This is a genomic window from Pseudoxanthomonas sp. P4_B2, from assembly GCF_056402315.1.
This window is the reverse complement of record NZ_JBFUHQ010000007.1, coordinates 20223-39957: the sequence shown is the minus strand read 5'-3', so window position 1 is coordinate 39957 and position 19735 is coordinate 20223. Positions and strand designations below refer to the sequence as shown.

Here is a 19735-nt window from a genome sequence, read left to right as displayed (position 1 = left end):
GACAGGCTCAGCGTTGCCGCCAGCCAGACACCGCCCCGCCGCCTCATGTCACCGGCTCCTGCCGCCCGGCCAGCTTGCTGTGACGGATCCCATAGGAGAAATAGACCACGCAGCCGATGCCCAGCCAGATCAGGAAACGCTCATAGGTGATCGTCGGCAGGCCCCAGATCAGCCAGGCTGAAAAACCGATGCCGATCAGCGGCACCAGCGGCACCAGAGGGGTACGGAACGGCCGCTGCAGCTCGGGCCGCTTCCAGCGCAGCACCATTACCGAAGAGCAGATCACGATGAAGGCGCCAAGTACGCCGATGTTGACCAGCTTGGCCAGTTCGTCCAGCGGGAAGAAGCCGGCGGCGACCGCGGTGACCAGGCCGATCAGCGCGGTGGTGCGGTGCGGCGTGCGCCAGGTCGGATGTACCTTGGCGAACCAACCCGGCAGCAGACCGTCGCGCGACAGTGCGAACCAGATCCGCGCCCCGGCCAGCAGGTTGGCGAAGATCACGCTGGTGATGCCGCAGATCGACGCCAGCGAGATGGCGATCATCACCTTGGGTTGGCCGATGGCGGTGAAGGCGTGGGCCACCGGCGCGTCGTTGTCGAGCGTGGTGTACGGCACGATCCCGGTCAGCACCAGGCAGATGGCGAAATACAAAAGCATCGCGATGCTCAGCGACAGGATCACCGCACGAGGCAGATCGCGCTGCGGATTGATGGCTTCCTCGGCGGCGGTGGTCATCATCTCGTAGCCGAACACGGCGAAGAACACCACCGCCGCACCGGTGACTACGCCGTGCATGCCGAACGGCATGAAGGGATGCCAGCGCGCCGGATCGACGAAGGCGACGCCGGCCGCCACGATCAGTACCGCAGCGCCGATCTTGATCGCCACGATCAAGGTGTTGAAGCGCGCGCCCCACTCCATCCGCATCGCCAGCAACGCGGTGATCAGCGCCGAGATCAGCACCGCCGGCAGATTGATGAAGCGGCCGGGCGCCGAGCCGTAGGCGCCCTGCGCCCATAGCGGCAGGTGCACGCCGGCGGCATCCAGCAGCGCCTGCACGTAACCCGACCAGCCTACCGCCACCACCGCCGCGATCAGCGCGAATTCCAACAGCAGGTCCCAGCCGATCATCCAGCCGGCGAACTCGCCCAGCACTGCGTAGCCGTAGGTATAAGCGCTGCCGCTCACTGGAATCAGCCCAGCGAATTCGGCGTAGCACAGCGCCGCAGCGGCGCTGGCGATACCGGCTATCAGAAACGACAGCACCACCGCCGGCCCGGCCTGGGTCGCGGCGACGGTACCGGTCAGCACGAAGATGCCGACGCCGATGATTCCGCCTAGACCGATCGCGGTCAGTTGCCATAGCCCGAGTACGCGGCGCAACTCACCCCGATTCCGCACTTCGCTCTGCATCGTCTCCACGGATTTCCGGCGGATCATGTCGTTCAGCAAGCCCATAGCGTTCTCTCTCGGTAAGGCCGTCTTGGTGGGGGAAATGCGGTATGCCTGAAAGCTATTTCTTGTCCTTTTCCGGCCAGGGCGACTTGCCGCCTTCGGCGATGAAGCGATCAATGCGCTGTTCGAGTACCGGCAACGGCACCGAACCCTGGGCCAATACCGCATCGTGGAAGTTGCGCAGGTCGAACTTGGCGGCAAGCGCCTGCTCGGATTTTTCGCGCAGCCGGAGAATGGTCAGTTCGCCCAGATAGTAGGACAACGCCTGTCCGGGCCAGGCGATGTAGCGGTCCACCTCGGTGGTGACCTCGTGTTCGCTCAACGCCGTGTTGTCGCGCAGGAACGCCAGCGCCTGCTCGCGGCTCCAGCCGAGGTGATGCACGCCGGTATCAATCACCAGTCGCGCCGCGCGCCACATTTGATAGGTCAGGTAGCCGAAGCGGTCGTAAGGCGTGTCGTACATGCCCATTTCGATGCCCAGGTATTCGGAATACAGCGCCCAGCCTTCGCCGTATGCGGAGATGTAGGCGTAGCGGCGGAAATCCGGCATCGCGTCCTGCTCCGCGGCCAGCGACATCTCCAGCGAATGCCCAGGCGAGGATTCATGCAGGGTCAGCGCGGTGAGGTTGTAAAGCGGCCGCGACGGCAGATTGTAGGTGTTGACCAGGTAGGTGGACGGTCCGCCACGACCGCCGGTGTAGAACGGCGCCAGGTCGGGCGGCACCGGCTCGATCGCGAAGCGCTGACGCGGCAGGTGGCCGACGTACTCGCCGATCTTTCCGTCCACGCGCTTGGCGATCCAGGAGGCGCGCATCAACAGTTCTTCGCCGGTCTTGGGATAGAACTTCGGATCGGTGCGCAGGTAATGCAGGAAATCGGCGAAGTCGCCCTTGAAGCCGACCTGCGCGATCACCGCATCCATTTCTGCGCGCAGTCGAGCCACTTCCTTCAGTCCCAGCGCATGGATTTCGTCTGCGCTCATGTCCAGCGTTGTGAATTCGCGGATCTGCGCCTGGTAATAGGCTTTACCGTCGGGCATGGTTTCGGCGGCCAGGCTGGTCCGCGCTTGCGGGGTGTAGTCCTGGCGGATGAAGGCCAGCAGCTTGGCGTAGGCGGGAATCACCTTTCCTTCGATTGCTTGCAACGCCTGTCCGCGCAATTGGGCCTGTTCGGCCGCGGAAATTCCGGATGGCATCCGCTTGAACGGCGTGTAGAACAGGTTGGCTTCGCCCTTGGCGTCGATCACTTCGGCGATGGATTGGTCGCGCCCTTTCAGCGTCACTTGCGGCACGCTGAAGCCACGCGCCAGGCCGGCGCGCATGTTGTCGATCTGCTCATCGAAATAGCGCGGAATGTCGGCCAGCTGCGCCAGGTAGGACCGATAGCTTTCGGCATCGCGCAGCGGCTTGCGCGCCGTGAAGCCCAGGTTGGTCCAGAAAGCGCTGTCGCTGTTGAACGGCATTTCCCAGGCGTGGAACCGTTGCCGGTCGAGCAGCACTTCTATCTGGTTGCGATAGACCTGATAGTTCACCTGTTCCTGCTCCGGCAGCGCCGAAACCGCAATGGCATCGAGTTGTCGCAGCACGTCCTGCCAGTAGCGCGTACGCTCGGCTTGGGTGGCGGGATCGACTTTCGGCAAGTGGTCTGCCGTCTTTCCCTCGCTGTCTTCGTCGTCGGCGCCGGCGAACTGCGTTTGCCGCCAGTCCCATTCGCGCTCGTACAGCGCCTTGAAGCGCTTCACTGCGGCTGGAGCTGATTCGGCGGCGACAGCGACATTGCCAGCCATCGTCATGCCTGCGAGCAGGGCAAAGCCGATCAAGAATCTGTTCATGAGAATGCCTCTCTGGTCTTCGTCGCGATAGGCGTCGCGGGCAGGGAGTGAATCAACTTCATCGCGCACGCTCCGGGAAGCATCACAAGGTCAAAGGAATGGCCGGTCGATCGCCGGCGAGGGCGGGGTGAACCAGGCGGCACCGTCTTCGGTTACGTAAAAGTGGTCCTCCAGACGCACGCCGAAACGGCCCGGCACGACGATCATCGGTTCGTTGCTGCAGCACATGCCTGGCGCCAACCGCGTCCCATTGCCGCGTACCAGGTAAGGCGTTTCGTGGATGCTCATGCCGCAGCCGTGACCGGTGCGGTGCGGCAATCCCGGCAATCGGTAGTCCGGGCCCAGGCCGGCGCGCTCGAGCACCTCGCGCGCGGCACGATCCACCGATTCGCAGGTGACGTCCGGCCGCACGGCGGCGAAAGCGGCCTGCTGCGCGGCCTTCTCCAGCGCCCAGATCTGCTGCTGGTCCGCATCGGCATCACCGAAAATCCAGGTGCGGGTGATATCGGAGTGATAGCCCTGCACGGTGCAGCCGGTATCGATCAGCACCAGCTCGCCTTCGCGCAGATGCTGCACTCCGGGAATGCCATGCGGAAACGCAGTGGCCTGGCCGAACTGGACGATGCAGAAGGTGGAACCGTTGTCGGCTCCCAGCGCGCGATGTGCGGTGTCGATGAAGCGCACCAGTTCGTCGGTGCCCAGCCCTTCGCGCGCCAGCCCGGCGGCCAGGCGATGCACCTGCAGCGTCATGTCGCAGGCCTGCTGCATCAGCGCCAGTTCGGCTGGCGATTTACGCATGCGGCAACCATCGACGATGGCGCTCGCATCGACCACGCTGGCCGCGCCGAGATGACCGCCCAGGCCGACGGAAATCGCGAAAGCCGCGCCAGGATCGAGCGCAAGCGTGCGTGCGCCTTGCTCGCGCATGGTTTTCGCCACCAGCGCATAAGGGTCCTCGTGTTCTTCCCACAACCGCTTCTCGGCCGGAATCTTCAGAACCGCGTCGAGCGAGCCTTCCTCGAACGCCGGGCAGATCAGGAACGGATCGCCTGACGGCATCAGCAACATCGCCACCAACCGCTCGCTGGCACCCCAGGGTACACCGGCGAAATAGCGCAGCGATGCGCCGGCACCGATCAGCAACGCGTCCGCGTTCTGTGCGCGCAGCAGACCGCGTGCCTGTTCCAGTCGCCGCTGGTATTCGCCGGACCCGATCGGCGGCGCGCGGTGCGGCCAGGGCGCGAGCTGCGCTATGGCCTGCTCCGAACTCAATCCGCCAATTTGCCGAGCCGTGCTCATGACGTCGCTCCGATATCATCGGTGGTCCAGCGACCATCGATCGACCGCTGCACATCGCCGGGATTCCGATCGCGCAACTCGAGCGGCAACAGCGCATCGGGTACGCCGTCGTAGCTGTGCAGTGCGGTGAAGCGGCGGATCGCCGCCGGCATGCCGACCGAGGTGAAACCCGGATGGCCGGTGCTGGGGAAAGGACCGCCATGGTTCATCGCCGCACTAACCGCCACGCCGGTCGGCATCTTGCTGGCGATCAGGCGGCCCACACGCGGACGCAATGCCGCAGCGACGGCCGTCCAGGCGGCATCGTCGTCGCCACTGGCTGCGCGATAGAGCGTGCCGGTCAGGTTGCCTTCGAACGTACGGGCCAACGTGGCCATTTCTTCGAATCCGGCTGCGCGCACCAGCAGGCTGACCGGTCCGAAGGCTTCGGTCTGCAAGGCCTGCGGATTCGCCAGGAAAGTCGCCGCATCCACACTCAGCAGGGTGGGCGAATAGCGGTAGCCGGGACCTTCGGCCGCAGCGCCGCCGGCCAGCACTCGCGCACCGGCCTCGCGCAGCGTCCGTACGCCCTGTTGCAGATGATCGAGCACGCCCTGGGAGAACAGCACGCTGGGCGCTGCCGCGGCGAAATGCGCACTGACCACGGATACGAAGGCATCGCCCGCTGCGCCTTCCGGCACGATCACGATGCCGGGATTGGTGCAGAACTGACCGCTTCCCAACGTGCAGGAAGCGAAGAATTCCTGCGCCAGCGCCTCGCCGCGTTCGGCCAGCGCGCCGGGCAACAGGAACACCGGATTGACGCTGGATAGTTCCGCGTAGCACAGCACGCCGGCGCGATCGGCAGCGGCCTTCAGCGCGAGTCCACCGGCGCGGCTGCCGGTGAAACCGATCGCCCCCAGCCGTGGATCGCCGGCCAGCGCCAATCCCAACGTGTTGTCGAAGTGGTAGAGCATCTGCACCGCCGCCGCCGGCAGACCGACGCCTAGCAGCGCGGTGTGCGCCAGTTGCGCCAGCCGTTGGCTGGTGGCCGGATGCGAAGGGTGCGCCTTGGCGATCACCGGATTGCGCGCGGCGATGGCCGAGGCGAAATCGCTGCCGGCGATGGCGTTGAAGGCGAACGGGAAATTGTTCGGTCCGAAGATCAGCACCGGCTTGGACAGCGGCGCCAGGTGCGAACGCAGGCCGCCGCCGGTATCGATCACCGGCTGGGTCCAGGCATATCCGCGCACCGCCTTGGCCGCCAGACGCAACTGGCCGCTGGCGCGCGGCAATTCGTTGCCGCGCAGGCGCGTCGGCGCCGGCAAAGCGGTTTCGGTATTGGCCAGCGTCACCAGCGTGTCGCCATCGGCATCGATGGCGTCGGCGTAAGCGTCGAGAAAGGCAGCGATCCGTTCCGGTTCGGCGGCGGCAAGTTCATCGGCCACCGCCACCGCGGCGGCCAGCGCGGCTTGCACATCGGCCGCGCCGCAGATCGGAAACGAGGGGCCGACCTCTTCGCCGACGAAGGGATCGCGTGCGCGGAAAGCACCGAGCGATTCCCACGCCAGCTGCCACTGGCCCGCGATCAACAACGGTTCGGTGGCGGCGCTCATCTCAGCGCCACGGATGGGCAGCGATGGCGCGGTCGATGATCTTCAAGGCCTCGTCGCGCTCGGTGCCTCCCAGCGCCAGCCGCGGTGCGCGCACGCGTTCGCTGCCCAGGCCGACCTTTTCCTGCACCAGTTTGATGAGCTGCACGAACTTCGGCACGGTATCCAGGCGTAGCAGCGGCAGGAACCAGTCGTAGAGTTCCTTCGCCGCCGGATAACCGCCATCGCGCGCCAGTTCGAACAGCCGCACCGATTCTTTCGGATAGGCGTTGACCAGGCCTGCGATCCAGCCTACTGCGCCCATACTGAGGCCTTCGACGATGGCGTCGTCCATGCCCACCAGCAGCGCCAGGCGATCGCCGGTGAGTTCGCGGATCGCGGCGAAGCGGCGCACGTCGGCTGAAGATTCCTTGACTGCCTGCAGGTTCGGGAATTCAGTGGCGAGTTCTGCGATCTGCGCAGGACTGAAGTCGGTCTTGTAGGCGACCGGGTTGTTATAAAGAATCGTCGGCAGGTCGGTGGCGGCGATCACCGCACGCGCATGCGCACCCATTTCACGCCAGTCGCTGGAGTACACATACGGCGGCAATACCATCAGTCCGCCTACGCCGATCTCCTTGGCGGCTTTGGCCAGGCGCACGGCCTCGTCGGTGGACAGCGCGGCGATGCCCGGCACCACCGGCGCGCGGCCTTCAAGCGCTTTCACCAGCGTCTTCAGGATTTCCAGCTTTTCGTCGAAGCTGAGCGTGGCCGCTTCGCCCAGCGAACCCAGCGGCACGATGGCGGTGCAGCCGGCATCAATCAGCGCATGCGCGTGATCGGCGAGGAACGTGTGATCGATCCGGCCATCGGCGGCGAACGGAGTGGTGATGGCCGGCAGGACGCCGCGCCAGAAGGAAGCATTGCTCATGAATGTACACCTTGCGAGTCGATGGAAAAGGATTCGGCCAGCGTTGCCAACCGTATGGGAAATAGCGGCGGCCGACGGCAGTCGTCGTGGCCATTGGAGGGAAACAAGCCCAACTCGGCCAGCGCCGCGCCACAGATGCGGCCCTGGCACGCACCCATGCCGCAGCGCGTGGCGAGTTTGGCTTCGCGCAGGCCGGTGAAGCCCTGCAGCGCCGAAAGCGGTACATCTTCGCAACGGCAGACCAGCGTTTCCGAAGCGGCCAGCGCATGCACGCGCGGCTGCAGGTCGAAGCATTCGCGCAACCGTTCGGCGAAAGCGCGCGCATGCCGGCGGCGCGATTGCAGCGCTGCGGCAGCGGTGTTGGCGCCGGCCGCGAGATGGCCGGCCATCTCGCCTTCGATCAAGGCGGTATCGCGACCGCCGATGCCGCAGGCTTCGCCCGCTGCATAGACGTGTTCGACGCTGGTGCGCAGCGCTTCGTCCACCGCCACCTGCACATGCGCGCCGATGCACTGCAGGCGGCAGCCCAGCATTTGCGCCAGTTCGATGTTCGGCACCAGGCCATAGCCCACCGCCAGATGATCGCATTCGATCCGCTCGCGCCCGCGCGGACCTTCGATCTCCACAGCGTGCAAGCGGTCTTCGCCCAGCGCGGCGCATGCGAGTGTCGCAGTGCGATAGGGGATGCCGGCCAGGCGGGCGCGCAGCGCGAGCGCCTGCGCCACCTTGCCCGGCCAGCGCACCAGACTGGCGGCGAAACCCAGCACCGCGCGTTGCGGCGCTTGTTCGAGAATCCCGAGCACTTGCGCGCCATGCGCGCGCAAGGTCGCCGCCACCGCCAGCAGCAAAGGCCCGCTACCGGCGACCAGTACGCGCTTGCCGGTCATCGGCCAGCCCTGCTTGGCCAGCGCTTGCGCGCCGCCGGCGCCAGTCACGCCCGGCAGGGTCCAGCCGGGGAACGGCAACAACAATTCGCGCGCTCCGGTGGCGAGCACCAATGCACCGTAAGAAAGCCGGCGCGCGCCCTGCGGACCATCGACCACCAGGCTTCGCTCCCGCGCCATCAGCACCTGGGTCTGCTCCAGGAAATCGATTCTGTCCGACAACGAATCGATTACCCTTCGCGCGGCGCGCGGCAGCGGCGAGGCGATGTCATGACGCCATACCTGGCCACCGGGCTGCGCCTGCGCATCGATCAAGCCCACCCGCGCGCCATGGCTGGCCGCCGTGCGCGCCGCGGCAAGACCGGCAGGGCCGGCGCCGGCGATCAACACGTCATAGTGTTCGCGCGCGCGCTCAGCCACCGGTGCGCACCTGCATGCCTTCGCGCGCCGGAATCATGCAGGCGCGCAGCTGCCCCACTCCGTCGATAGCGACCCGGCATTCGAAACACACGCCCATGCCGCACAAAGGCGCACGCGGCTGGCCGCTGGGAGAACGGCGGAAATACGGCGTCACCTGGGCGATGGCGGCGGCCACATTGCTGCCACGGCGCACCTCGATCGCTTGCCCGTCGACCTGCAGGCGGATGACCGCCGAACCGCTCATGCCGTCACTCTCGCCGGCGCGTAGGGCGCGGAATCGATAGCCGCGGTGCGGCCGAGGATCAGATCCATCAGCAGGCGCGCGCTGCCCAGTGCGGTAGTTACGCCCAGGCCTTCGTGGCCGGCGGCCACCCAAACATCGCGACGCTCCGGTGCAGCACCCAAGTAGGGTCGGCCATCGGGCGTGGCGGGGCGTAGACCGGTCCAGACCCGGATCGCCTGCAGATCGCGCAGTACCGGCAGGAATTCGAAGGCGCGTTCCAGCATGCGCTGCAGCAGCGCACCGGAGACGTTGTGGTCGGTTGCGTCGAATTCGCGCGAAGAACCGATCAGCAGCTGTCCCGTTGGGCGCGGTTGCACGTTGAACGCCACGCTGCTGCCTGCAGCGCCGTGTGCGCTGTCGGCGTAGCCCAGTTCCAGCAATTGGTGATGTACCTGCGCCGGATAACGGTCGGTGATGACCAACTGACCCTTGCGCGACCGCATCGGCAATTCGGGCAGCAATTCCGGCAGCGCGCAACCGGTGGCGACCAGCGCCGGACCGGACAGGCTACCGCCATCGTCCAGGCGCACGCCATCGGCGGTCAGCGCCAGTACGCGCCGGCCGGCGTACAAATGCGCGCCTTGGGCGCAGGCGCGTTCGACCAGATACCGCGCCATCCGCGGCGGATAGACCACCGCTTCGGCCGGGGCCAACAGGCCACCGGCCAAGCCCGGCGCGAGGTGCGGTTCGAGCCGGTACAACTCCTGCGCGTCAACCATGCGCGCCCGCAGACCCGCTGCCGCCAGACGCGCGACCTTGGCCGGCACGCCTTCCATTTCGCCCGGCACACGCGCCACCCACAAGGTGCCGCAGCGGCTGAACTCGGCCTCGGCCAGATCGGAATACGCATCCCACAGACGCAACGAATACGCCGACAGCGCCAGTTCGGCCGGATCGTCGTCCATCGCCACCAGATGACCCATCGCCGCGGCGGTGGAGCCGCCGCCTATCGGGCCGGGTTCGACGATCGCCACGCGCAGGCCTTCCCCGGCCGCCGCTTCCGCACAGGCCGCGCCGATGATGCCGGCACCGATCACGACCAGATCGTAAGCCTTCATTCCGATTCCGATTCCCCGGGGCGAATGCCCCAGGCGAACGGGTCGTTCTCCTCGATCAGCAATCGCGAACGAGCGGTGATATAGGCCTGGCCGGTGATGCGTGGCGCTATCCCGCGCGCGGTCGCCGTGTAGGTGCCTTCGAACACGCTGCCGAGGATGCCTTCCTGCCGCCACACCCGCCCTTCGGCGAGTTTGCCGTCGGCGGCCAGGCAGGCGAGCTTGGCGCTGGTGCCGGTGCCGCAGGGAGAACGGTCGTAGGCAAGTCCGGGACACAGCACGAAGTTGCGGCCATCGGCATCGGGTGCGGGCGAAACGCCGTTGATCTCGACGTGATCGATCCGGCCGCCATCGGCGCCGGCGATGCCGGCGGCTTCCAGGGCATGGAGGATCGCTTCGGTGTAGGTGGTCAGTTCGCGCTGCCGCTCGAGCAACAACGGCACCGGCGATTGATCGGTGATGAAGAACCAATTGCCGCCCCAGGCGATGTCGCCGCGCACCGCGCCGTAGCCGGGCACCTGGACGACGACGCCGGCCGCATGGCGGTAGCTTTCCACGTTGGCGACCGATACCTGTCCGTCTTCGCGCAGTTCCACGCCGACCGTGCCCACCGGCGTGTCGATGCGATGCGCGCCCGGCCCGATACGGCCCAATTCGGCCAACGTGCGGACCACACCGATGGTGCCGTGCCCGCACATGCCGAGATAGCCGACATTGTTGAAGAAGATCACGCCGGTGCAGGCTTCCGGATCGTCCGCTGGCAGCAACAGCGCGCCGACCATGGTGTCTGAACCGCGTGGCTCGCAGGCAATGGCGCTGCGCCAATGATCGAAATCGCCTGCAAACCGGCGCCTGCGTTCGGCCAACGTGCCGGTCCCGAGATCGGGGAATCCCGAGACGACCACGCGGGTGGGCTCCCCGCCTGTGTGCGAATCGATTACGTCAATGCTGAGCATGGGCCATGCTCACATTCGGCCGCGGCCACGGGCTAGCAACGATTATCGCGAACATATGCGGAAATCCGCACAATTCCTAACTGCGAAAAGCCCGCCCTGAAACGGCTGAATCCTGCCGCGGCACCCCATCACTGGCGGAGCGCGGCCTTGGCGGGGGAAGAGCGGGCCATGCCCATTTCACGCGCCAAACAGAGGAATCGCAGGCGTTTTCCGGCCCATATGGCAGAAGGGTTCCGCCATGCACGACCTCCCAAACGGCGCCCAAACATGCGGCGACCGCCAATACGGTCCCCCCGGTTCATCTCCGGCCCGCGCGACCGCCATGCGCTACGCCATCGCCAACCGACACTGCGGAAGACGGCAGACATGCCGACGGCGGGCTGCCCCGTATGCTCCTATACCCGATGCAGCCGTTGTGCTAACTAGGAACGGTATTCCGTTCCGGACCATTGCCCCGATGGCGCCGCGGGTCATCCGCTATCCAGCGCATCGAAATCGCGACTTGGACCGATGCGGCAAGCGACGGAAGACCGCAGATTCCCGCAGGAGACCCGACCGATGGACACCATGATTTCCGCCGACGAGATGCAAGTCCTGTTCGATGCGTTGCCGGACGTGGTTTTCTTCGTCAAGGACAACCAGAGCCGCTACACCCACCTCAATCTGACCCTGGTGCAGCGCCTGGGCCGCAAGCACCGCAGCGAGGTGATCGGTAAATCCACGGTGGAAGTCTTCCCGCTGCCGCTGGGCGGCAACTACCTGATGCAGGACCGTCGGGTGCTGCACGGCGAGGTGATAGAGAACCAGCTCGAAGTGCACCTGTTTCCCAGCCGCACTCCCGGTTGGTGCCTGACTTTCAAGCGGCCGCTGTGCCACCAGGACGAAGTGGTCGGCGTGGTCGGAATTTCGCGCGACCTGGGGCAACCCGACAGCCGGCATTCCGCCTACGAGCGCCTCAACCGGGCATTGAAGTACATGCAAGCGCACCATGGCGAGAACCTGCGCATAAAGACGTTGGCCGATCTGGCCGGTGTGTCGGTGGCGCAGCTGGAGCGCCACTTTCGGCGAGTTTTCCAACTAACACCGCAGCAGTTGCTGACCAAGATGCGCATCGAATCGGCGATGCGTCTGTTGCAGGACGACAAGAGCATCGCGGCGATCGGCCAGCTCTGCGGTTTCGCCGACCAGAGCGCGTTCGCCCGCCAATTCAAAGCCACCGTCGGCATGACGCCGCGCGATTTCCGCACGCTTGCCAGACAACCCTGAGCGACGCCGATCGGACTCCCTTTCAAGATCGAAGCAAATCGTTCGCAATGAGTTCGCGTAGATGCATTGACTTGTAAATCGTTAGAGTTTCAATACTCTACGACCCGTGGCCCTTCAGTACATTCTCGATCATCGAATACCGGCGTGATTTCGCAAGAGACCACGCCCCTGTGGCTCAATGGTTAGAGCAGCGGATTTATATCCCGTACGCCAGATAAGCAGTTGATCCCGGTTCGAGTCCGGGCAGGGGCACCACCTGTTGCCTATAGCTCACAGGTGACCGAATTGCAGGTCGCCTGTGCGACCAATGGCGTCCGTATGCATTGTCGGCCACACAGCGACAAACATTCGCAGAGGCTTGGCTAGCATGTTGAAACGATGAAACCGCCTGGAGGATAAGCTCCCGCGATGAACGCACTCCGTCGGGCACTTGATGCCATGGTTGCTGCCAAGGGCGAGCACAACGCCCTTTGTCTCACCGTCTGGCGTGAACTGAAAATGGCCGACCCTGGCCTCGCAGAGGAAATCTTACGCTTGGGCTTCGATGAGCCCACGGCGGCGCAATGGGTGTGCAGGCCATTCCAGAAACTCGGCGATTCTCCCGCCGCGCTGGTGGTAGCTAGCTATCGCACCAAAATCCTGGATGCTGTCTATCGGACGATGCACGGGTTTGTCGGCAGGCAAATATAAGTTGGCCGCCCATAGAAAGCATAAGTTGGCCGGCCCGCTGGCGACCATTTGAATCGACCCAGTGTCCGCTTCCGGCCAAAAGCGGACGTTCACTCCCTGAGTACCTACTACGCTGCAACTCCTAGGCTGTATGGCTGGCGCAATAACAAACTACTTTGGCCGCCGACAAGCTTGGCCAGGTTGGGCTGTGACTCTTTGCCACTGCCAAGCATCCACCGTCTCACCGCGTGGCTTGTAGGCGATGGTCAACGTTTCATCGCCGCGCCGGAGTTGAAGCGACAGCACACCTTCCTGCTCGCCCTGAATCGCATCCTGACCGACGGGCACCGTAATCTCGTCGCCATTGCGCACTCCTGCGCTCTCGGCCGCTGATCCGGCGATAAGCCCTCGCACGATACGTTTTGGTTCGGTCAGCACTATAGGTTCGAAGCCGAGCTGATAGCGCCGCATCGGTCGGGAGACGCGCTGGAAGCACGGACCAAACGCGTCGGAAGCAGGAAGCGGTGTTTTCCCTTCCAGCATGTCGCGCAGCGCCACTACTCCAGGCTCGCCTAGATCGCGTCGCAACGCGGCCTCCCAATCAGCCTGACTCACCGTCATGCCATTGCGCTGTCGCCTATGCATCTCCAGCATCAGGTCGTCGAGCGAGCGTTTACCGCCCGAAGCCTTGCGAACCGCGTCGTCGACGGTAGCGAAGTACAGGAAACCGCGATCGTAGGGCAGAGTTCGGATGCGCGTATCTTCCCAGAAGCGCTTGGGAACCTCGCTATTCGGCGCATTGCCCAATGCATTGGTGTAATAGCGCGCAGCGTGATAGTTCAGATCCCGAAGATAATCTTCCTCGCTGACCATCCCATATCGGAACGGCAGCGCACGCTGGTAGAACACCGCCAAGCCTTCATTGAACCAGGACGCGGACAGGCTGTCGTCGATGCCATCCTCGCGTGCCATCATCGGCTGGAAGGTGTGGAACATTTCATGCGCCATCGTGAACTTGAGTTCTGTTGGGTCGCTGCCGCGTTCTTCGCCGTAGGTCACCACGAAAGAACGGTACATGCCTATGCCGCCGCCCGGATTGACCAAGTTGCGGCGAAGGAAGACGCCATAGGGAGTGCGCTCGACCTTGAAAAACCGTTCGTAATGTTCGCGCAGCCTCTCCGTCCAAGCCATCAACCCAGCGGCATCGAATGGCGGTTTTCCTTGCCACGCCGAGAAGAATCCGCTGCTGTTCGGACGTACCGGATACTTGCCCACCATGCCAGCCATGAAATAGGCGCTGTCCAGCGTAGCGACCGGCAGCACTTCACCGGAGACCGTATCCAAACTGCTCACTCCAACGGCGCCGGGCGGCAAAGCGGCAAGGTCCCAATCCATCTGCAATCGATAGGAACCCGAAGGCGGCCGGAGCAGGAAAGTGGCGCCACCGCCGGAGAACGCACCCCCTTCCGTACGTATTTCAATCGGCGGAGCCGCCCCCCGCGTTGCCAGCGCCTCGACCATCGGGACCCGGTAACGCACGTTGACAGAGCCCGCAGCCGGACGATCGGCGAACCATTGGCGGCGCTTGCTCCCGCCTTCATCGCTGTCTCGATAACTGAGGCGCAGAGCACCATCATCGTCGGATGCTTCTATGTTCTCAATGCGCTCGGCGACCGTAGTGACATTGGAAGCGACATGGGGCATCTCAAGCAGAGTCTGGCCCGCGTCCCAGCCTTCGCCAGAGATCGTTTCGCTGACCTCAATGGATTCGATCTTCTTCTCATCTTGGGCTGGCAGGACGCGGATCGTGAACTTCAGTTCAGGCGTAGCTCGATCCGAATCGGCAGCACTTACTGAAGACGCAAGCAGCATCACCAGACCCAATGCGATTTTCTTTGACCTCATTATCTGACCGCTCGCTACTTCAATGGATTTTTCTGGCATCTGCTAGCGAGCGGAATTCCGGTTGCGCATTCGCTCCCTGACGCGGTGCAGATCTCTTCAAGAACGGATAAGCAACTCGCCTTCTATCTCTACGGGAATCCGGAAAGGCAGCTCTGCCATCCCTACCGCACTGCGTACATGGCCGCCGCGTTCTCGGCCGAATATCTCCAGGATGAGATCGGAGCAACCATTGATCACGGTGGGATGCTGAGCGAATCCCGGCGCGGAGTTGACCATCCCGAAGATGCGCTGCCATCGCCGGATGCGATTCAGATCGCCCAAGCCCCGGTGCAGGCTAGCCAGGATCGAAAGCGTAGTGAGCCGCGCCGCGTGATAGCCCTCTTCCACCGTCAGCTCGCTGCCTACTTTTCCGAATGGCCCGACCAGCATGCCGTCGGGCCCCTGTGGACCATGCCCGGAAAACAGCACGCGCTCCCCGTCGACCTGCACCATTTCGAACGGCAACACTACGCCGCTCGGCACCTGCAGTTGCGGCGGCAGGGTCAAACCGAGTTCGTCCAAGACCGCATACACATCAGTCATGTCTATAGTCCTTCCGACGCGTGGGAGACCCTCTGAAGCCTTGTATCGAACTGCTCACGCGGTACTGCCGCCACTGCAGGCATGGAGGCGCTACCTATGAAAAGCCGAAGGTCCTTCCCCAACTGGCGGCGGCTGTCCGTCCCCAAGTACGGCATATGGCCGGAGGCGTAGTACGCCAGTCGCACTCGCTGGGCATCGAATCCGGCATGCGAAACGGTGTACTCCGCAGCGCCCAGCGTAGTCGCCAGATCGTAGTAGCCAGTGCCGATGAACAATTTCAGCTGTGGATTGCGACGCATGGCCGTGGCCATGTCTTCGGCGAAGTCCCGCCCCATCAAAACGCCCGGACCCGATCCCCAGTCCCACTTTGCGTTTATTGCAGCGAACTCGATGGCGTTGTAGCTGAGATCGATACGGGCACCGAGTACGCGTCGGAAGTAGTCCTGCATCGCTCCGATGAAGGCTGGCACGTACTGGCCCATGGCCGGATCGTCCGCCACCGGATCGCCGGCACCATCGTGAGCGGGCAACGTGTAGCGTCCGTCGTACAGTCCCAGTTGCAGCCCCTGTGGTTTCAGCAATTCGCTGGCGAATATCTGCGGGGTGATCCGCAAGTCGTATTGCAGGACCGTCGCCAAGGGCAGTCCCAGCAGGTCCGACAATTCGTCCGCGATCGCTTGCCGTTCTGCGGCCGGCAAGCGGTTGCCGGCAAAAAGCCCCTTCACGTACCGGTCTTCGGCAAAACGGCGCGCTCTTTCCACGTGCGCCTCCAACGTGGTGCGGCGCTTCACCTTTCCGTGATACCACGCGGTCGCGGCCAACGTAGGCAGCGCGGTGATCGCCGTGCGCTCCGGGTTGCCGGCCAGTACGCTCATCGCCTGCCCCAGCAAGATGACCCCATTGAGCGTCACTCCATCCATGCGACCGGTCGCTGTCGGCCCTCCGGACAATTGCTTGGCGACTACGGCGGCGCGCACCGACCCATAACTTTCACCCATGAGAAAGCGCGGTGAATTGCTGCGTCCATGCCGCTGCAGCCAGTCCTTGATGAAGTCGGCCGTGACGCGTGCGTCCGCTTCCACGCCGTAGAACTGGGATTCCTTACCTTCGGGCAGAATCCGGCTATAGCCGGTGCCGGGAGGATCGAACAGCACCACATCGGCCACATCGAGCAGGCTATCTTCGTTGTCGACCAGGCGGAATGGCGGAGCCGTCGGCGGATGAAGCTCTTCCCGATCTTCTGGGCTGCGGGCCATCACTACCCGCTGCGGCCCCGCTATGCCCAGATGCAGCCACAACGACGCCGAACCGGGACCGCCGTTGAACACGAACAGCACGGGCCGCGGCCCGGCATCGCCGATATCCGTACGCAGGTAGCTGGTGGATACCAGGCTTGCAATGCGTTTCCCCTGTGCATCGGTGGCGAAAGTTTCTTCCATGATCGCCTGATAGCGGACCGATTGCCCCGCGATAACGGCTTCGTGCTCGCTTGCATAGCGATGCGCGCCCGGTGCGGCGGCCAGCGAGGCGGCGTAACCAAGACCCAGCAAGACAACACACCCAACTCGATGCCATGCCGGCACAAGGCAGACAAACGGCAAAAATCGCTTTGTGGATGAGCCGTTCATGGTGCTGCAACGAACGTGCGCACGTCGTCCATCATCTGTTTGAGACTTGCTTCGATCGTGTAGGCCATATGTCCTCCTTGGTAGTAGCGCATGGTTACGCGATCGCGCGGCCACGCCGACTGGGCCATCGCGTACTCCGACGCGCCAATCGTGGTCGCGGTATCGTGGTATCCGGCGGCCATCATTACGCGAAACTTCGGATCCCGTTCCATCACTTGGCGTATCGCTTCCATATACGGCCAGTCGCCGAACGGACTTTTGCTCTTTCCCCAATCCCAACCTTCCAGGCCGCTGGTGACGGGTGAATCGATGCGGTACTCCAATGGCGTTTGTACATGAAGCTCATCGCGAACATAGCGGTGGAAGCCGTCGAAGATGGCCGGCAACGGCGTCAGTGAACCGTCCGGCACCTCGTCCTTCTTCTTCGGCGTAGCGACATAACGTCCGTCATAGGCACCCAGTACAAGGTTGCGGTCTCTGAGTAGCTCGACTCGATACGTGTCCTTGCTGACGCGCAGGTTGCGTGCCTCGAAGACGCTGGCCGGAAGACCGGTCAGATCTTCCAGGCTCGCCGCTATCCGCGCGCGCTCCTGCGTTGGAAAATCGCTGCCCTTGAACAGCGCTGGAAGATACTCGTCCTGCGCAAAACTGCGGGATTGCGCCATCAGCTGGTCGAAGGTGCGGCCTTTACGGCTCACTTTGCCGTGATACCACCCCAGTGCGGACAGCGTGGGCAGGGACACGACGTAACTGGTGACATTGCCCGGGCGTTGCGCCATCTCGATGATGTTCAGAGCCTGTCCCATGAGGAATACGCCGTCCAGCCGCAACGCGGGTTGCGATTGAGACAGCTGCTGTGCGGCTGTCGCCGCACGCAACGTGCCGTAGCTTTCGCCGAACAGATACTTGGGCGATGCCCTGCGGCCATGGCGATCGCTCCACGCCTGAATGAGCTGCACCAGCTGACGCGCATCCGCATCGATGGAAAAGTAGGCGTCGGGCTTCACTTCCGCAGCGACGCGGCTGTAGCCGGTGCCCGCAGGGTCGAAGAACACGATATCGGCCACATCCAAAACCGTATAGCGGTTGTCTACCAGCTGGAAGGTGGCTGGATCAGCGGACAGATCGTCGGGAAAAGCGACGCGGCGCGGGCCGAATGCGGCCATATGCAGGTAGATCGACGGTGAGATAGGCCCGCCGTTGAAGACAAAGAGCACTGGCCTGCTCCGCTCCTTCACTCCCTTGGCCAAGTAGCTGATGGCCACCAGGTCTGCAGCCGGGCCATTGCCGCCATCGCTGACCCGGTACGATTCGACATTCGCGGTATAGCTCACGCGCTTACCGTTGAAGATACCGCGATGTTCGGTAACGGAATGAGGCGCAGAAACGGCATTCTGAATGTCCGACGAAGTCGATCCTGCCCATACCGGCATGGCGAGCACGAGCGAGAAGATGCAGGTAAGTATTCTCATGGGTCGGTTGTTCCCTTTGCCTTTTCAAAATTACGGGAGCCTAAGGGACAATGCCCTTCCGCTATACGAACCTTGTTCTATATCAGCCTTCTGTTTTCGCTGATTCCGAGCGGCGCGTCGCCAGAACTGTCTGGATTCGCCCGAACTCGGTCGCGTTCAACGGGTACTTGCGCACCAGCAGAAATCCGATCGTCACGAATACCGCAGGCAGCAACGCCAGGCTGTAGCGCACGCCATTGGCTACTTCCGCATCGGCCAGTTCAACGCCTTTGAATCCGATGAGCGAGAGCATCACGCCTACCGCAAAGCTTCCCAGCGCCATGCCGGTTTGCTGTACGAACACCCAGGCGCCATAGATGGTGCCTTCACGGCGCAAGCCGCTGTTGAGCTCGTCGTACTCGACGGTGTCGGGCACCATCGCATTGGGCAGCAACTGCTCCCCCGCATTGAAGAAGCCGAACACCACCATGAACGGATACAACAACCAGTAGTGTTCTGCCGGCAGTACGATCAGCGTCATCCAGCACAAGCCGAGTCCCGCGTAGGCGGCAAGGCAGGCTTCGCGTTTGCCGAAGCGTTTCGCCAGCCAGGCCCATGCCGGCGTCGCCAGCACGCTGGTGATCGCGCCCAGCGGATACAGCACACCCATGATCGCTGGGCTCTGTTTGGCAACGACCGTGATGAAATAGATCAACATGCCGGCGAATGCGGCATCGGCGATATTGGCCAACAAATAAGCGCCACTGAGAAAAGCTAACGGCCGGTTCTGCCTGAGCGTCCTGAGTTGCTCGCGGAAACTCATCTTCTGCGGTTTGAAATCGACGACGGGTGCATTAGTCGTGGATAGGAACGCGACCACTCCACTGACGATAATCAACCCACCGAACGCATAACCTACATAGCGGTAGCCGGTGAGCGGGTCCGGCGCAGCGGCAATCAGCACCGGCGACACCGCAATGGCCAGCAACACCGCCAGCCGCGCCGCGACTTCCTTGTAGCCGACCAGCGACAGGCGTTCCTGATAATTCTGGGTCATCTCCGGCGCCATGGCCGAATATGGAACGTGATACAGGCTGACGCCGGTATTCACGAGCAGGAACGCAATGCAGAAAACCAATGCCGCGGTATGCGGCTCGGCGAACTGAGGCATGCCGAACATGCCGATGAAAGCGATTCCCCACACCAAGCCGCCAAACAACAGATAGGGCCGGCGCCGTCCCCAGCGCGAACGCGTTCGATCGGAAATGGCGCCCATCAATGGATCGGTGACCACGTTCCAGATGCGGGGTACCAGCAGAACGAAACCGGCCAACGCGGCTGGCACGTGGTGCGCTTCGGTCAGGAAGAACAGCAGATAGATGCTGATGATCGCCATGTGACTGGCGATGGCCCACTGACCGAATGCCCATCCCAGCTTGATTCCATACCCTAGGCGCGGCGGTGGCTGAAAAGTGTTGGCGGTCATGGGCTTTCAGAATTTCCCGGTGGGTCGCGTGCGCAAACGCGCCACGCTGGAGGGTGGTTCAT

16 protein-coding genes and 1 tRNA gene are annotated in these 19735 nt (G+C 63.6%); 3 read left to right on the top strand and 14 right to left on the bottom strand.

All coding sequences use genetic code 11. From position 1 onward, the window contains the following. Nucleotides 1-43: 43 nt before the first annotated feature. The 9 genes from AC1DTQ_RS16235 to AC1DTQ_RS16195 form a co-directional block, all read right to left on the bottom strand. The gene (locus AC1DTQ_RS16235; protein WP_477850905.1) at nucleotides 44-1459 is read right to left on the bottom strand and encodes an amino acid permease; all 1416 of its coding nucleotides are present in this window, start codon (nucleotides 1457-1459) and stop codon (nucleotides 44-46) included. Nucleotides 1460-1514: 55 nt separating this feature from the next. Then, nucleotides 1515-3287 (bottom strand): DUF885 domain-containing protein, encoded by a 1773-nt coding sequence (locus tag AC1DTQ_RS16230; RefSeq protein WP_477850904.1) that lies wholly within the window; start codon nucleotides 3285-3287, stop codon nucleotides 1515-1517. A gap of 90 nt (nucleotides 3288-3377) precedes the next feature. Next, a complete protein-coding gene (locus AC1DTQ_RS16225) occupies nucleotides 3378-4586 on the bottom strand; it encodes a M24 family metallopeptidase (protein ID WP_477850902.1) in 1209 nt (402 codons plus the stop codon). Then, nucleotides 4583-6181, bottom strand: a complete 1599-nt coding sequence (locus tag AC1DTQ_RS16220; RefSeq protein ID WP_477850901.1) for an aldehyde dehydrogenase family protein — start codon at nucleotides 6179-6181, stop codon at nucleotides 4583-4585. The genes AC1DTQ_RS16225 and AC1DTQ_RS16220 overlap by 4 nt, the downstream gene beginning before the upstream one ends. 1 nt (nucleotide 6182) lies before the next feature. Further along, the gene (locus AC1DTQ_RS16215) at nucleotides 6183-7088 is read right to left on the bottom strand and encodes a dihydrodipicolinate synthase family protein (protein WP_477850900.1); all 906 of its coding nucleotides are present in this window, start codon (nucleotides 7086-7088) and stop codon (nucleotides 6183-6185) included. Then, nucleotides 7085-8392 carry an FAD-dependent oxidoreductase gene (locus AC1DTQ_RS16210; protein ID WP_477850898.1) on the bottom strand — a complete coding sequence of 436 codons (1308 nt, stop codon included), beginning with the start codon at nucleotides 8390-8392 and terminating at the stop codon, nucleotides 7085-7087. Before AC1DTQ_RS16210 ends, AC1DTQ_RS16215 begins: the two co-directional genes overlap by 4 nt. After that, nucleotides 8385-8636, bottom strand: a complete 252-nt coding sequence (locus AC1DTQ_RS16205; RefSeq protein ID WP_477850897.1) for a (2Fe-2S)-binding protein — start codon at nucleotides 8634-8636, stop codon at nucleotides 8385-8387. Before AC1DTQ_RS16205 ends, AC1DTQ_RS16210 begins: the two co-directional genes overlap by 8 nt. Further along, nucleotides 8633-9733 carry an NAD(P)/FAD-dependent oxidoreductase gene (locus AC1DTQ_RS16200; protein WP_477850896.1) on the bottom strand — a complete coding sequence of 367 codons (1101 nt, stop codon included), beginning with the start codon at nucleotides 9731-9733 and terminating at the stop codon, nucleotides 8633-8635. The genes AC1DTQ_RS16205 and AC1DTQ_RS16200 overlap by 4 nt, the downstream gene beginning before the upstream one ends. Next, nucleotides 9730-10686: a proline racemase family protein gene (locus tag AC1DTQ_RS16195; RefSeq protein WP_477850894.1), complete on the bottom strand. Its 957-nt coding sequence runs from the start codon at nucleotides 10684-10686 to the stop codon at nucleotides 9730-9732. The genes AC1DTQ_RS16200 and AC1DTQ_RS16195 overlap by 4 nt, the downstream gene beginning before the upstream one ends. A 558-nt stretch (nucleotides 10687-11244) precedes the next feature. Between AC1DTQ_RS16195 and AC1DTQ_RS16190 the strand changes: the two genes are divergently transcribed. The 3 genes from AC1DTQ_RS16190 to AC1DTQ_RS16180 all read left to right on the top strand — a co-directional run bounded on the left by AC1DTQ_RS16190 (nucleotide 11245) and on the right by AC1DTQ_RS16180 (nucleotide 12642). Next, a complete protein-coding gene (locus tag AC1DTQ_RS16190) occupies nucleotides 11245-11952 on the top strand; it encodes an AraC family transcriptional regulator (RefSeq protein WP_477850893.1) in 708 nt (235 codons plus the stop codon). A 164-nt stretch (nucleotides 11953-12116) separates the two neighbouring features. Next, nucleotides 12117-12207, top strand: a tRNA-Ile gene (locus AC1DTQ_RS16185). 153 nt (nucleotides 12208-12360) lie between these two features. After that, the gene (locus AC1DTQ_RS16180) at nucleotides 12361-12642 is read left to right on the top strand and encodes a hypothetical protein (protein WP_477850892.1); all 282 of its coding nucleotides are present in this window, start codon (nucleotides 12361-12363) and stop codon (nucleotides 12640-12642) included. Nucleotides 12643-12792: 150 nt separating this feature from the next. On the opposite strand, the gene AC1DTQ_RS16175 is transcribed toward AC1DTQ_RS16180, so the two are convergent. From AC1DTQ_RS16175 to AC1DTQ_RS16155, 5 genes are all read right to left on the bottom strand, one after another. Further along, nucleotides 12793-14565 carry a M61 family metallopeptidase gene (locus AC1DTQ_RS16175; protein ID WP_477850891.1) on the bottom strand — a complete coding sequence of 591 codons (1773 nt, stop codon included), beginning with the start codon at nucleotides 14563-14565 and terminating at the stop codon, nucleotides 12793-12795. 57 nt (nucleotides 14566-14622) lie between these two features. Next, complete coding sequence (locus AC1DTQ_RS16170) at nucleotides 14623-15108, bottom strand: RidA family protein (RefSeq protein WP_477850890.1); 486 nt, start codon at nucleotides 15106-15108, stop codon at nucleotides 14623-14625. A gap of 2 nt (nucleotides 15109-15110) precedes the next feature. Further along, complete coding sequence (locus AC1DTQ_RS16165; protein WP_477850889.1) at nucleotides 15111-16658, bottom strand: S10 family peptidase; 1548 nt, start codon at nucleotides 16656-16658, stop codon at nucleotides 15111-15113. 74 nt (nucleotides 16659-16732) lie between these two features. Beyond that, on the bottom strand, nucleotides 16733-18208 hold the full coding sequence (locus tag AC1DTQ_RS16160; protein ID WP_477850888.1) for a S10 family peptidase: 1476 nt from the start codon (nucleotides 18206-18208) through the stop codon (nucleotides 16733-16735). A gap of 82 nt (nucleotides 18209-18290) precedes the next feature. Next, nucleotides 18291-19673, bottom strand: coding sequence for an MFS transporter (locus tag AC1DTQ_RS16155; RefSeq protein ID WP_477850887.1), 1383 nt, complete (start codon nucleotides 19671-19673; stop codon nucleotides 18291-18293). Between the last annotated feature and the right edge of the window lie 62 nt (nucleotides 19674-19735).